This is a genomic window from Hydrogenophaga sp. (assembly GCF_041633695.1).
Lineage (GTDB): Bacteria > Pseudomonadota > Gammaproteobacteria > Burkholderiales > Burkholderiaceae_C > Hydrogenophaga.
Map to the genome: position 1 here is coordinate 1 of NZ_JBFJMY010000077.1, position 13,605 is coordinate 13,605.

The 13,605-nt window shown below is 63.4% G+C and carries 16 protein-coding genes; 5 read left to right on the top strand and 11 right to left on the bottom strand.

Annotation, left to right across the window (positions count from 1 at the left end; genetic code table 11):
* Genes ABYB95_RS06925 through ABYB95_RS06945 form a run of 5 tightly spaced genes read right to left on the bottom strand, consistent with a single transcriptional unit; the run spans position 1 to position 5,097 of the window.
* A complete protein-coding gene (locus ABYB95_RS06925; protein ID WP_372657747.1) occupies positions 1 to 1,206 on the bottom strand; it encodes an ABC transporter substrate-binding protein in 1,206 nt (401 codons plus the stop codon).
* A 48-nt stretch (positions 1,207 to 1,254) separates the two neighbouring features.
* A complete protein-coding gene (locus ABYB95_RS06930; RefSeq protein ID WP_372657748.1) occupies positions 1,255 to 1,839 on the bottom strand; it encodes an amino acid synthesis family protein in 585 nt (194 codons plus the stop codon).
* Between the two features lie 38 nt (positions 1,840 to 1,877).
* Positions 1,878 to 2,519 (bottom strand): amino acid synthesis family protein, encoded by a 642-nt coding sequence (locus tag ABYB95_RS06935; RefSeq protein ID WP_372657749.1) that lies wholly within the window; start codon positions 2,517 to 2,519, stop codon positions 1,878 to 1,880.
* A 21-nt stretch (positions 2,520 to 2,540) separates the two neighbouring features.
* Positions 2,541 to 3,458: a UPF0280 family protein gene (locus ABYB95_RS06940; RefSeq protein WP_372657750.1), complete on the bottom strand. Its 918-nt coding sequence runs from the start codon at positions 3,456 to 3,458 to the stop codon at positions 2,541 to 2,543.
* Positions 3,459 to 3,468: 10 nt separating this feature from the next.
* Positions 3,469 to 5,097, bottom strand: a complete 1,629-nt coding sequence (locus tag ABYB95_RS06945) for a 6-hydroxynicotinate reductase (RefSeq protein ID WP_372657751.1) — start codon at positions 5,095 to 5,097, stop codon at positions 3,469 to 3,471.
* Between the two features lie 261 nt (positions 5,098 to 5,358).
* Here ABYB95_RS06945 and fdxA point away from each other — a divergent pair, with 261 nt between their 5' ends.
* The 4 genes from fdxA (at position 5,359) to ABYB95_RS06965 (ending at position 8,519) form a co-directional block, all read left to right on the top strand.
* On the top strand, positions 5,359 to 5,724 hold the full coding sequence (fdxA, locus tag ABYB95_RS06950) for a ferredoxin FdxA (RefSeq protein ID WP_372657752.1): 366 nt from the start codon (positions 5,359 to 5,361) through the stop codon (positions 5,722 to 5,724).
* Complete coding sequence (locus tag ABYB95_RS06955) at positions 5,721 to 6,494, top strand: ferredoxin--NADP reductase (protein WP_372657753.1); 774 nt, start codon at positions 5,721 to 5,723, stop codon at positions 6,492 to 6,494. The genes fdxA and ABYB95_RS06955 overlap by 4 nt, the downstream gene beginning before the upstream one ends.
* Positions 6,495 to 6,580: 86 nt before the next feature.
* Positions 6,581 to 7,270 (top strand): TetR family transcriptional regulator, encoded by a 690-nt coding sequence (locus ABYB95_RS06960; RefSeq protein ID WP_372657754.1) that lies wholly within the window; start codon positions 6,581 to 6,583, stop codon positions 7,268 to 7,270.
* Positions 7,271 to 7,322: 52 nt separating this feature from the next.
* Positions 7,323 to 8,519 carry an amidohydrolase family protein gene (locus tag ABYB95_RS06965; protein WP_372657755.1) on the top strand — a complete coding sequence of 399 codons (1,197 nt, stop codon included), beginning with the start codon at positions 7,323 to 7,325 and terminating at the stop codon, positions 8,517 to 8,519.
* A 46-nt stretch (positions 8,520 to 8,565) separates the two neighbouring features.
* On the opposite strand, the gene ABYB95_RS06970 is transcribed toward ABYB95_RS06965, so the two are convergent.
* From ABYB95_RS06970 to ABYB95_RS06995, 6 genes are all read right to left on the bottom strand, one after another.
* Positions 8,566 to 10,008, bottom strand: a complete 1,443-nt coding sequence (locus ABYB95_RS06970; protein ID WP_372657756.1) for an ATP-binding protein — start codon at positions 10,006 to 10,008, stop codon at positions 8,566 to 8,568.
* On the bottom strand, positions 10,005 to 10,721 hold the full coding sequence (locus ABYB95_RS06975) for a response regulator transcription factor (protein ID WP_372657757.1): 717 nt from the start codon (positions 10,719 to 10,721) through the stop codon (positions 10,005 to 10,007). The genes ABYB95_RS06970 and ABYB95_RS06975 overlap by 4 nt, the downstream gene beginning before the upstream one ends.
* Before the next feature lie 9 nt (positions 10,722 to 10,730).
* Complete coding sequence (locus ABYB95_RS06980) at positions 10,731 to 11,048, bottom strand: hypothetical protein (protein WP_372657758.1); 318 nt, start codon at positions 11,046 to 11,048, stop codon at positions 10,731 to 10,733.
* A gap of 9 nt (positions 11,049 to 11,057) precedes the next feature.
* Positions 11,058 to 11,528 (bottom strand): Spy/CpxP family protein refolding chaperone, encoded by a 471-nt coding sequence (locus ABYB95_RS06985; protein WP_372657759.1) that lies wholly within the window; start codon positions 11,526 to 11,528, stop codon positions 11,058 to 11,060.
* A 90-nt stretch (positions 11,529 to 11,618) separates the two neighbouring features.
* The gene (locus ABYB95_RS06990; RefSeq protein WP_372657760.1) at positions 11,619 to 11,984 is read right to left on the bottom strand and encodes a darcynin family protein; all 366 of its coding nucleotides are present in this window, start codon (positions 11,982 to 11,984) and stop codon (positions 11,619 to 11,621) included.
* Positions 11,985 to 12,029: 45 nt separating this feature from the next.
* A complete protein-coding gene (locus ABYB95_RS06995) occupies positions 12,030 to 12,797 on the bottom strand; it encodes an SDR family oxidoreductase (protein ID WP_372657761.1) in 768 nt (255 codons plus the stop codon).
* A 27-nt stretch (positions 12,798 to 12,824) separates the two neighbouring features.
* On the opposite strand from ABYB95_RS06995, the gene ABYB95_RS07000 reads away from it, so the two are divergent.
* On the top strand, positions 12,825 to 13,445 hold the full coding sequence (locus ABYB95_RS07000) for a Crp/Fnr family transcriptional regulator (protein ID WP_372657762.1): 621 nt from the start codon (positions 12,825 to 12,827) through the stop codon (positions 13,443 to 13,445).
* The last annotated feature ends 160 nt before the right edge of the window (positions 13,446 to 13,605 follow it).

Here is a 13,605-nt window from a genome sequence, read left to right on the forward strand (position 1 = left end):
TCAGTCGGCGGGGCGCATGGCCTTCACCTCGGCGGCAGAAGGCAGGAACTTCGCACCGTCCAGGTACTTGTAGTCCACCATCACGCCTTTGCCACCGTCGTTCTTGGTGCGACCGACATAGGTGCCCATGGTGGACTGGTGGTCCTCGCTGCGGTAAACAATGGGGCCAAACGGCGTGTTCACTTTCAAGCCGCTGAAGGCCGCGATCATTTTTTCGGTGTCGGTGGACTTGGCCACTTTCATGCCTTCGGCCAGCGACTTGATCGAGCTGTAGCCGACCACCGAACCCAGACGTGGGTAGTCGTTGAACTTGCCCTGGTAGGCCTGCAAGAAGGCTTTGTGCTCGGGCGTCTGGATGCCGTACCAGGGATAGCCGGTCACCAGCCAACCATTGGGGGCTTCGTCTTTCAACGGATCCAGGTACTCGGGCTCGCCGGTCAAGAGGCTGACCACTTCACGCCCCTGGAACAGGCCCCGCGTATTGCCTTCGCGCACGAACTTGGACAGGTCTGCACCAAACAACACATTGAAAATGGCGTCCGGCTTGGCATCGGCGAGGGCTTGCACCACGCTGCCCGAATCGACCTTGCCCAGCGGCGTGGCCTGTTCGGCCACAAACTCCACATCGGGCTGTGCCGCCTTCAGCAAAGTCTTGAAGCTGGCAACCGCCGACTGGCCGTATTCGTAGTTGGGATACACCAAAGCCCAGCGCTTTTTCTTCATGGCGGCGGCATCGGGCACCAGCATGGCCACCTGCATATAGGTGGAGGTGCGCAAGCGGAAGGTGTAGCGGTTGCCGTTCTGCCAAACGATCTTGTCGGTCAAAGGTTCGGCGGCCAGGAAGAAGAATTTCTTCTGCTTGGCAAAGTCGGTCAAGGCCAGACCGATGTGCGAGAGGAACGAACCCGTGAGCACATCGACCTGCTCGCGCGACACCAGCTCTTCGGCCGCGCGCACCGCGTCGCCCGGGTTGGCGTTGTCGTCGCGGGTGATCAGCTCCAGCTTCTTGCCGTTGACACCACCCGCCGCGTTGATCTCGTCGATGGCCAGCTCCATGCCCTTTTTGTAGGGCTCCAAAAACGCTGGCTGCGCCTTGTAGCTGTTGACCTCTCCAATCTTGATGACCCCTTGTGCATGGGCCGAGCCCAGCGAAGCCAGCAGACCCAGCGAGGCCAAGGCCCCCATCATTGTGTATCGCATCTTCATGAAAACTCCTGCTTGTCGTGGATTGGATTGAATGATGATGTGCCCGGTTTACCGGAGTCCATCTTCGCCTTTGATTTCGTGGATCTGCAGTCCGCCCACGCGCGGCAGAGGCCGGCCACTGTCTGTCACGACAACGGCGACCACAATCTCGTTGGCGCGCGGCGCATCGGCCACACGCGCTTCCATGGCATCAAAGTGGCTGCGCACGAAGGCAGCGTCCTTGTGGCCCAGCGGCACATCGATGGCGGTGCCCACACCGCCTTGTTTTTTGCTCGATGGCACCAGGGCCGCGCCCTTTCCCACCGCCTTGCGCAGCGGCGCGCCCAGCTTGGGATGCAGAATCGCGGCCGCGTGCTCCAACTCCCCCGCCTCGCCCACGATGGCCGCCTTGCCGTAGCTGTGCGTCTGGCCGGGTGCGATGTCCAGCGCCTGCACGCACCTTTCGCCCAGCAAGCCGCCCAGCTCTTCGCCGATGGCGATCAGCTCGTCCAGGTTCTCGGCGTAGCGGCCCGCATAGGGATTGGCGATGACGGCCATGGCCAGGGCACGGCGCGTGGGCGGTGTGACCGGTTGGCCCATTTCCATACGGACCTCGTCCACCTGCACAATGATTTTTCGGATCGTGGCTTTCATGTTCTTTCCTTGGGTTCTTGTGTTCAACGGTATGCGCCTCAGCGCAAGCCATCCCACTTGCTGATGGCGTGAGCGGCCAGGCCGCCGACGCGCGCATGGATGCGGGGACCGGTGCTCATGGCCAGAATGAAGACGATCTCGTCGGACCTGGGTGCGCCCGGCACGCGCACTTCAATCGCATCAAAATGGCTGCGCACATAGCTGGCGTTGATGTGTGTCAGTGGCACGTCGAGCGTGGCACCCGGCCCACCCACTTTCTTGGTGGACGGCACGATGGACAAGGCATTGGCCGGTTGCCCGGTTTTGGCCTCGGCCTGACCTTGGGCATAGACCTGACGGCTGCCCTTCCAGCCCAGCAATTCGCGCATGGCATAACCACCGGGCACATGCCACAGGGCCCCATGCTCCAGCTCACCCGCCGCACCAACGATGGCACCCTTGCCATAGCCCTCGATCGCTTGCACCGGTACATCCATGGCTTCGCGCAAACGCTCCGCCATGTCCATGCCCAAGGGTCCCAAGGCATCCATCATCGGCACGATGTCGGGTTCATAGCGCCCCGCGAACGGGTTGGTCAGCACCACGCTCACCGCACCGCGCAGCAGCGGCACCGCAGCCACCGGCCCAAATTCGTGCCAGATCCGCTCCACATGGGTGAAGGTGCGTCGTATTTCAATCATCACGGGGTCCATACAGTTTCATTAAGCAAATACCGAACCAACTTGCAGCAGCCGCTGTTTGTCGGCATGGATTTCCGACGCCAAAGAAGACGGGGTGTCGGTGCCCATCCATTGGTTCTGGCAAACCAGCGCCGCGGACCAGATGTGCCCCGCCGCGCGCAAGTCGTTTGCACGCTGCAAGCCGGCGTGCAAAGCCTGCCGCACCAGGTCAACCTCCAGCGGCGGCACATCCACGGTCACGGGAATGGCACCCAGATAGGTGTCGTCTTTCAGCGCGTGCGCGGGCACCCGCTGCACCCGCGGGTCCAGCACATTCACCGCATTGGCGATCGCCGTGGCTGCAGCGTCGGCAGCAGCGGCGGTGCGCGCCAGCACGGTGACACTGTCGGCGATTCCGAGCGAAAAACTGCGCCCGCGCCAGCCGCTGGTGGCCACGCCGCGCACCGGCTGCGCGCTGGTGATTTCAAAACAGGCATCGGTGCGCACACCGGCCACGAGTTCCTGCACGCTCAGCTGCGCGAGGTCGGCGTAGAGACCGATGCGCAGCGACTCACCGGGTGTGAGGTGCAAGGCGATATCGCCACCGTTGTTGACCCATGCGCGCGACACGCCTTCGACCGCGTAACAGGCCACCAACTCCTGCGCCACGGCGCCAGCCACCGCTGCCATGGGTGTGATGAAGGCCTCGCCTTGGGCTTGGCAGGCCAGCCACATGCGGCGGGCGATAGCGCCTTGCAACCGGCATGCCCCCTGCACCGGTTCGCGCAGCAAAGCCAGCTCTTGCACCAGCTCATCGAGAATGCGGGTGAAGCGCGCCCATGCCGCTGCGTGCGCGGCTTCCACGCAGGCGGACGAGCCCTGGGCCGCGATGAGAATGTCCATCGGGCCGTGCTGAAAATGCCAACGTCCGTCGGGCAGCAGCGTGCGTTGCGCGTCCATGTGCAAAGCCTCAGCCCAACAGCGGCGGCCGCGCCAACGGCCAGGGATTGACCGCCGACAAAGGCAGCCACTGCCGCGCGGTCGGTGCACCTTCGTTGTGCCACGCACCCCGGCGCAGTGCATCTTCGAGCGTGCGCACATGATCCATGTGGCCACCCAGCTGGCGGTAGTCTTCCAGCTTCATGCTGAATTCGATCGGCGCAACAATGGCGGGCGTGGGCACCGTGCCAAAGCTGTTGTCCGGCATGCGCATCACATCGGCCATGACGGTGATGCCACCACCGGGCCAGACATAAGCCGGCGCACCACCGCAGGTCACATTGACCAGCGCATCCTTGATGGCGCGCGTCAACAGCACCGGGTTTTCCGTGACCCCGGCGCGCAAACTGCCACCCGCACCACCGAGGAACAGCACGGTGGTCAAAGAAGGCTCGCAGTTCTCACCGATGCGCTCGACGATGCTGCGCACGTCGGCAGGCATGTCCTGCTCCACCGGTTGCAACGCCTCGTCCAGCACATACCAGCTGGCATGCTCGCCGGTGGTCGATGTCATCAGCAGGCGCATACCGGGCCAGGCGGTGTCGGCGTCCCAGCTTTCGATGATGGACAGCGGATCGGAGATGTCGGTACCACCCCAGCCCGTGCCCGGATTGGCGACCTGGAAATAGCGCCCCGGGGTGGATTTTCGACCACGCATCTTGATGTCCGAAGCGCGCATGTCCAGGCAACGACCCGCCTGGTGCTCGGTGAGCACCCCGGTGATGTGGTCATCGACCACCACCACCTCGTCGAGCTTGCCAAAAAACTGCTTGGCAAAAATGCCGATGGTGGCCGAACCGCAGCCCACACGCATGCGCTTTTCTTCGACCCCGTTGACGATGGGTGGGCGCCCGGCCTGGATCACCACCTGGGAGCCGCCGTCGATGGTGAGTTCGGCCGCTTGCTTGTTGCCCAGCCTCTGCATCATCTCGACCGTCACCCGGCCCTCTTTTTTGCTGCCGCCGGTCAGGTGGTGGACGCCACCGAGGGACAACATTTGCGAGCCGTATTCCGCCGTGGTCACGTGACCCACGACCTCGCCCTTGCAGCGCACATTGGCCTGCTCCGCGCCCAGAAAGCGGTCGGTGTCGATCTTCACCTTGAGGCTGCAATAGCTGAAGATGCCTTCGGTGACCACGGTCACCAGATCGACCCCAGCGGCCTGGGAGGAGACGATGAACGGCGCCGGCTTGTAGTCGGGGTAGGTGGTGGAAGAACCCACACCGGTCACGAAAACTTCGTCGGCCAGCAGCAGGTCGCCGCTCCAGGCTGCGGGCGCCGCCTCTGACGCCCCACCGGCATCCGAAATCCCGGCTTGATCGCCCGCGCCTGCAAACGGCACCAACACCGGCTCATCGCGCCCCAGGGTCCGCCGCAACAACAACACAGGATCGACCCTGACCAGCGTGCCTCCGCTGTTGGCGTAGCGGTCACAGGCGCCACTGCGGCCATCGGAGATCTGGCACAACACCGGGCAGGCGTTGCACTCGATCTTGTCGCTGTTCATGCGCTCGCTGCGTGGCCTGGCCTTTTCCAGCACCTGGGGCAGCTCCGGGGCATCCATGCCGGGTAAGCCATCGGTTTTCGTGTGCTCGGTCATCGGGGCGCCTTCGTACTGCAAACCTGGAATGGCGTTACCGCCTCGTATGTAGTGAGCGCTTAACTTTGATGTTGTACGCACTACATTTTTTGCGAATGTAGCGCATACACAACCAGCATGCAATAGCGTTTACGAGCGCAAGTCCTGCTTTTCAGGAAATGTTGCAAGCACCACATTTAAATGTTGTGTTCACTACATTTTTATGGCAAATTGACGCCGAAGCCCATCGACAAGCCCCAGGAAAAAACACGGATAATCGCCATGACACACGTCGTCACCGATGCCTGCATCAAATGCAAATACACCGATTGCGTGGATGTTTGCCCGGTCGATTGCTTCAAGGAAGGCCCCGAGTTCCTGGTGATCGATCCGGACGAATGCATCGACTGTGCCGTGTGCATTCCGGAGTGTCCCGTCAGCGCCATCTACGCCGATGCCGATACCCCCGAGCGGTTTCTGCACTTTCTGGAGCTCAACCAACGCCTGTCCCAGGACTGGCCTACCATCTCCAAGCGCATCGCCCCGCTCGCCACGGCACCAGAGTGGAATGACAAGACGGACAAGCTCTCGAGCATCCCGTTCGATGACCAACCTTTCAACCCATCCCAGACACCGACATCAACATGAGTGCTCTCAACACCGAAACCGTTCTCACGGTCCACCACTGGACGGACCGTCTGTTCACCTTCACCACCACCCGCGACCAGTCGCTGCGCTTCAGCAACGGCCACTTCACGATGATCGGGCTGCGGGTCAACGACAAACCGCTGCTGCGCGCCTACAGCATCGTGAGTCCCAACCACGAAGAACACCTGGAGTTTTTGAGCATCAAGGTCGCCGACGGCCCGCTGACTTCGCGGCTGCAGAACATCCAGGTCGGTGACTCCATCATCGTTGGACGCAAGCCCACCGGCACCTTGGTGATCGACTACCTGCTGCCCGGCAAACGCCTGTACCTGCTGTCCACCGGCACGGGTCTGGCACCGTTCATGAGCATCATCCGCGACCCGGCAACCTACGAGCAGTTCGAACAAATCGTGCTGGTGCACGGTGTGCGCCAGGCCGACGAACTGGCTTACCACGACTTGGTGGTCGACCATTTGCCGCAGCACGAATTTCTCGGCGAAATGGTCTCCAAGCAGCTGCTGTACTACCCCACAGTGACCCGCGAGAGCTACCGCAACATGGGGCGCGTCACCGATCTGATGGACACCGGCAAGCTGTTCGAGGATCTGAAGCTGCCCGCGCTGGACCCCGCGCACGACCGCGTCATGATTTGTGGCAGCCCAGGCATGCTGAAAGACCTCAAGCACATGCTGGAGGCCCGAGGTTTCAACGAAGGCAATACCTCCAAACCGGGCGATTTCGTCATCGAGCGTGCGTTTGCCGAACAATGAAGCCGCACTTGGAGTGCATGCCGTGACGGCGACGCCATGGCATGCGCCGGTCTGAAAAGGCCGCAACCGGACCCCACCCAGCCACCATGACCGCCAAGACCACGCCACCACGCGCCTCGCCCGTTCGCCGCACCGCCGCCAAACGCACGGGTGTGCGCGAGCAGGCCGCGCAAACCACCCGCGACAACATCCTGCGTGCCGCCACCAAGGTCTTTGCGCGCTACGGGTACGAGGGTGGCAGCGTGGAGAAAATCTCGCTTTCTGCCAAGTCGTTCGATCGCATGATCTATTACTACTTCGGCAGCAAAGAAGGGCTGTTCATCGAAGTGCTGGAAGAGATGTACCGGCGCATGAACGATGCCGAGCTCAAGCTCGACCTCGACCTGGAGCAACCCGTGGAATCGCTCAAGGAAGTGATCCGCTTTGTGGTCACCTACTACAGCAAGAACCCCGAGTTCATCACCCTGCTCAACACCGAAAACCTGCACCGGGGCAAACACATCTCCAAGTCGATGCGGGCACGCGAGTATTCGTCGCCGGCCATCGCCATCATCCGCCAGTTGCTGGAAAGCGGGGTGCGCCAGGGTGTGTTCCGGGCCGATGTATCGGCACGCAATGTCTACCTGCTGATTGCGGCCACCGGTTACTTCTACATTTCGAACCGCCACACCTTGTCGGCTTTTCTCGGGGAGGACTTGCAGACACCCGAAGCCATGGGCGAATGGCTGGCTTTCATCACCAGCACCGTGCTGCGCACCGTGATGCAAACACCCTGACACGGCACTCCCGCCCATTTTTTGCTCCCCCATCCCCCTGAAAGGTTCCTCCATGGCAGAAGCAGCATCCAGCGGAAAATCCGGCAAAGTGGTCATTCGGAACATCGGTCTGCTGCTGTCCGGCGACATCGATCAACCCATTCTGGACGCCGACACCATCGTCGTGGTCGATGGCCTGATCGTGGCGGTGGGCAAGGCCAAGGATTGTGATACCGAGCACGCCAAAACCGTCATCGACGCCCACCAGACCTGCGTGGCACCTGGCCTGATCGACAGCCATGTGCACCCGGTCTTTGGCGACTGGACACCGCGCCAGAATCAGACCGGTTGGATCGACTCCCATATGCACGGCGGTGTCACCACCATGGTTTCGGCCGGCGAGGTGCACCTGCCCGGCCGCCCCAAGGACATCGTGGGTCTGAAAGCGCTGGCCATCACGGCGCAACGCGCGTTTGACAACTTCCGTCCCGGCGGCGTGAAGGTGCTCGCCGGCGCGCCGGTGATCGAAAAAGGCATGGTGGAGCAGGACTTCAAGGAGCTCGCCGAAGCCGGCGTCACCTTGCTCGGCGAGGTCGGCCTGGGTTCTGTCAAGGCCGGCTACGAGGCCCAGGAGATGGTGGCCTGGGCCCGCAAGTACGGCATCCAGAGCACCATCCACACCGGCGGCCCGTCCATTCCCGGCTCCGGGCTGATCGACAAGGACGTGGTGCTGGAAGCCGACGCCGACATCATCGGCCACATCAACGGCGGCCACACCGCGTTGCCAGAGGCCCATGTCTGCGAGCTGTGCGAAAAATCCACGCGCGCCATCGAGATCGTGCACAACGGCAACGAAAAAGTGGCCATCGCCGCTGCACAGGCCGCGTTGCAGCTCAAGTGCCCGCACCGGGTCATCCTGGGCACCGACAGCCCTGCCGGGTCCGGTGTGCAGCCGCTGGGCATGTTGCGGCTCATCGCCCTGCTCTCCAGCCTGGGCAACATCCCCGCCGAGCTGGCGTTCTGCTTTGCCACCGGCAACACCGCGCGCATCCGTGGGCTCAACTGCGGTTTGATCGAAGTCGGCCGCGATGCCGATTTCGTCTTCATGGACAGGGCCCAGCATTCCGCCGGCCTGAACCTGCTGGACAGCGTGCGCTGCGGCGATATTCCGGGCGTCGGCATGGTCATGATCGATGGCCTGGTGCGCTGCGGGCGCAGCCGCAACACGCCACCGGCCACCCAGATACCCAGCGAGGTCGCCGCAGGCTGAGTCTTGGGTTCGCTGGGTTCGCTGGGCCCGGTGGTGGAGCCCGGTGTCAGGGCTTCTGCGGTGCCTGAACCGGTAAAGTGACCGTGACCGCCAATCCAGGTTGGGCGTTGCGCACCGCAAACGTGCCCCCATGGGCCTGGGCCACCAGTTTGCACAGGTGCAGCCCCAGGCCGACGCCACCGGTGACACGGCTGCGGGCACTGTCGGGCCGGTAAAACGCCTGCGCCAGATGCGGTATCTGCTCTTCGGGCACGCCCGGGCCGAAGTCGCGCACCTCGATCGAGACGCCCTGCCCGGCTCCGCGCTCGACCCGGATCAGCAACTCGGGCGGATGTGACGCACCCTGGCTGTGGCGCAAGGCGTTGTCGAGCAGGTTGCGCAGCAGCAGGCGCATGCGGGTGCCATCCAGCGATAGCACCGACAGATCTGGATCAACTTTCAACGTCACCGCCGTCGCGCCTTTGCCGTCGTGTTCGTAACGCTGTTGGAGCTCCACCACCACCTCGCTGGCCAGTGCCGAGAGGTTCACCGGGTCGCGCTGCAGCGCGGCGTGGCGGCCAGCGAGACGTTCACTCTCCAACAGGTCGGAGATCAGGCCCGCCATCTCGGCCAGATCGCGCAACAGCGCCTCGCGCTGCGGCGTCACCTCGGCGGTTTCGGGCAACAACTCGGTGTTGAGGCGGGCCCGCGTGAGCGGGCTGCGCAGCTCGTGGCTGATGGCCAGCAGCAAGGCGCGTTTGGCCTCCAGCATCTGGTGGATGTCTTCGCCCATGGTGTTGATGGTGGTGGCCAATTGCCCCAGCTCATCGGGTTTGTGCCAATGGCGCACCGGTATGGCTTGCGCAAAGTCGCCCCGGCCAAAGCGCTGCGCGCCGGCCTGTATGGCGTCCAGCGGGCGCAGCAGCCGCCGCACGTACAAATAGGCCACCAGCGTGAGCAACAACAGCGCGCCCAAGGCGTAACCGACCACGCGCGGACGCCGCTCAAAGACCTGGCCGTTGATACCAAACTCCAGCGTGTGTCCATCGGCGGTGCTGCGCAACAAAATGCGCTGCCAGTCCTTGTCGCCGCCCCAGTCTTCGCGCCGCCACCGTGCGTCGTCGCCCGGTTTGTCGCGCAACCAGTCGGGCGAACTCTGCTCGGGGTGCGAGGCCCAATGGATCTTCGGTCCGGTGATGCGCACTGTGAGCGGAAGCCGTTGTGTGATGGCCAGCGCGCGCTCGGTGCTGGGTGTGCCGCCATCCGCCACCACATCGGCCGCCAGATGGTCCACGTAGTCCATCAACAGCGGGCGTGCGGCTTCGCGCCAACCGATCGAAAACGCTTTTTGCGCGCCACTGACAAACACAAACGTCATGGTGGCAGCGAGCAGCAAAAACACCACCACCAGGCGCAGCTTGATGGAGTGGCTCAGGTGCTGGCGTGCACGCCGGTGCCAGGCCTGCTTGACCGACTCGCAGCCCGCAGCGGTGTTGGCGCGGGCGCTCATTCGTGGAGGCGGCGCAGCGCCAGTGAGTAGCCCGCGTTGCGCAAGGTCTTGATGCAATCCAGCGGCTCCAGCTTCTTGCGCAGGCGGCTCACCACAATGTCCACCGCGCGGGTATAGAGCTCCGCTTCGTGACCGCGCAACTGGTTCAGGATGTCGTCGCGGCTGTGCACCCGCCCGGGCTCCTGCGCCAGCAGGTGCAAGAGCTCGAACTCGGTGCCGGTGAGATCCAGCTCCTCGCCCTGGCGCGAAACGCTGCGCCGTGTGGCATCGATGGTGAGGCCATCAAACACCAGCACGCCGGGCTCGGTCTGGGACGCGTGGGGTGCGCGTGCACCCTGGCCGCCCGCACCGCCCGGTCGTCGCCGCAACACGGTCTGTATGCGCGCCACCAGTTCTCTGGGCTCGAACGGCTTGGGCAAATAGTCGTCGGCCCCAAGCTCCAGACCCACCACCCGGTCCATCACGTCGCCCCTGGCGGTCAGCATGATGATGGGGATGTCGCTTTCCTTGCGGATGGTTCGGCACAGCTCAAAGCCGTCCATTTCCGGCAACATGACATCCAGAATGGCGGCATCGAACTGGCCGGTACGCAAACGGGACAAGCCCGTACTGGGTCTGAACGCGTGGCTCAAATCCAGCTCGAAGCGCTGGAAGTAAGTGGTCAACGGCGGGCCCAGCTGTTCGTCGTCGTCGATAAGCAAGATGCGGTGCATGCGCGATTCTTACATTGCAGCGCCACTGATGTCGCGGTGGCGCAAGATCAGACGCCGCAAGCGGTGCTGCACCGCCACAGTCAGCCGGTCGAAACGGTCGGCCGCCGCCAGCAGTGCCTGCAGCAGTTGCGGCTCCAGCACACCCGAGCGCCGCTGCGCCAAGCTTGCCCAGAGCGCCATGGCGTGCTCGCGGTCAAAGCGCGGCCCCCAGACCATGGCCAGCAATTCGGCATGGGGGTCGGCAAATCCGTCCAGCAAGACCGGGCTATAAACCCGGCTTTGCTGCGCCAGCTCGTGCAGAGGGGTCTGCGTGGGCGACACGGTCATCGCCTCGCTTCAACCCCGGCCCCACCAGCCCCGGCGCTTTTCCAGCTTTTCGCGCACCTGCTTTTGCTGCTCCGGGTTCAGGCTGTCGTAGAAGTCGGCCAGAGCGGCGATCATCTTGGGTCCACCGGCCTGCACCACCTCGGTCTTCTGCACCAGCAGCGACTCGGCACGGCTGCGGTCAAACTTGTCGCCCGCGACCAAGGCCTTGAGCTCGCTGCGCGGGTCGGTGCCGTCGCCGCGCATGGCCTTGCGCTGCGCGATCAGCTCGTCGGCCACCACACCAAGTTTCTGCTTTTGCGCTTCGGTCAGATCGAGTTTGCTGCTGACGCGCTCGATCACTTTGCCGCGCATCTCGACCACGCGCTCTTCGCTCATGGGGCCATGTCCGTGGCCGCCGCGGCTGCCACAGGCACTGAGTCCACCGACGAGAATGGTGGCGCCAAAGGCACCGATGAGGGTTTTCTTGATCCAGGGTTTCATGACGGTAGTCCTCTCTAGAACTTGTTGAACATGTCCGTCATGGTGCCGACAACCGGGCTGGCCATGGTCTCTGCGAGGTATCGCTTCTTTTCAGTTTGTTTCAGTTGCGGCTGTCCCATCCGATGCGGGTTGGCTGGTGGCTTCGTATGCCTGGTAGCCATCTTCGATGGTGGTGATGACGTTCAGCAACTCGAAATACGGCACGCTGAACAACGGGGAGTCGCGCAGTTGCTCCATGAAATAGTAGTGGTGCTTGGGGTCCTGGGTTTCGATCATCATGACGTCGCTGCACGGCGCGGTGAACGCCTCGGCGTCGAAGTAGCGCATGGTCAAGCGCCCGCGATGGCTGGCCAATGCAGCGCCCAGATGTTCATCGCCCAGGGCTTTGCGGGCCTCCCGGCTGAGCGCGAGCCAGGCCGGCAAGGCGCGCAGCAAGACAAAAAAGCTGTAATTCATGGGGTTCCTTTCTGGAAAGTGGGCGTGGTTCTGGGCGCCTTCGCTTCAGCCGTTTCGCATGATGCGGCGAAGCACGCTGGGCGCAAAACGTTGCAGCCAAGGAATGCCTCTGGCCTTGCCGACCCAGATGTCTTGGCGCCCGGCCTGCAAGCCTTGGATGATTTGCGCGGCGGCCTCGGTGGCCGACAGTTTGTTCTGCCCCCGCCCCAGGGTCATGGGCGTGTCCACCAACGGCATCACCGTTTCGACCACGTACAAGGGACTGCCCTGCATTTGAACCCGCAGACCTTGCGTGAACAAGTGCAAGCCGGCCTTGGTGGCGCCGTACACCGCCGAACTGCGCTTGGGCGCAAAGGCCAGGCCAGAGCCCACGTTCACCACCCAGGCTTGTGGACGTGAAAGGAGCTGCGGCAAGAGCGCACGCGTCAGCGCGATGGGCGCCACCAGATTGGTGTCGATTTCTGTGCGGATGGCATCGAGGCCGTAATCGGCAGCGTCGAAACGGACGTTGTGTTGAATACCCGCGTTGTGGATGACGCAGCACAAATCCGGAAAAGCCGACACCAGATGCTGGGCCAGTGCATCCAGCTGGCCCAGCGCCGAAAGATCGGCCTGCACCACGGCCAGACTCGGATAACGCGCCTGGAGCGCTAGCAGGGTTTCGGTGCGGCGACCCAGGGCGACCACGGGCAGGCCCGCGGCAGCCAGTTGCTCGGTGAGCGCCAAGCCGATGCCCGAGGTCGCGCCGGTCACCAGGCTACGAGCAGGCGCAAAACGTGTACTGGAGCTGTGCTTCAATGGAGTTTGATTCATGGCGACGAACTTTAGGAACAGCTTCGCGTGCCGTCATTAACCCAAGTCAATTCAGACACCCACGCCGAGAGCTTGCTGCAGCGTTTGCTGGAACAAGCCGCAGGCGCTCCCTTGCCCGATTGGCCACTGGCGGCCCAGGCGATGCGGCGCCAAGCCGTCGAACGCGGCGGCACCGTGTTTCACCACGACACGACCCATCCCTACCTCTACGCCGTGCGCCAAGGCCTGGTCAAGCTGTGCTACCTGAACGAGAACGGCGACGAATGGATCAAGTCCTTTGCCCATGAGGGTCGCTTCTTTGCCAGCGTGGCGGCGCTGACCCCGGGTGGACGTACCAGCTTCACGGCCGTGGCCCTGGAGCCCACCCAGCTGGAGCGGCTGGACTACCGCTGCCTGGCCGATCTCGCATCACGCCATTTGGCGTGGTCGCGGGCGGCCCACCAGATGACCTTGATCTTCGCGGCACGCAAAGAACAGCGCGAGCGCGAACTGCTGACATTGGGCCCAGAAGCGCGCTACCGCGCCTTTTGCGCCGAGCACCCCGCGCTGGCGCAGCGCGTGGCCCAGAAAGACCTGGCCCGGCACCTGGGGCTGACGCCGGTCGGCCTGAACCGCATCGCGGCCCGCGTGCGCAAGCAGGCGGACTGAAGCCACGCCACCGAGACTCAGAACGTCTCGGTGTCGACTTCGCTATTGGCCTGGGCGTTGTAGCGGTTGCCGCTCACGGTGTTTTGCTGGATGTGGGCATCCAGCCGGGCCATGACATCGGCGCTCAGCACCACGTTGGCGGCACCCAGGTTGTCCATGA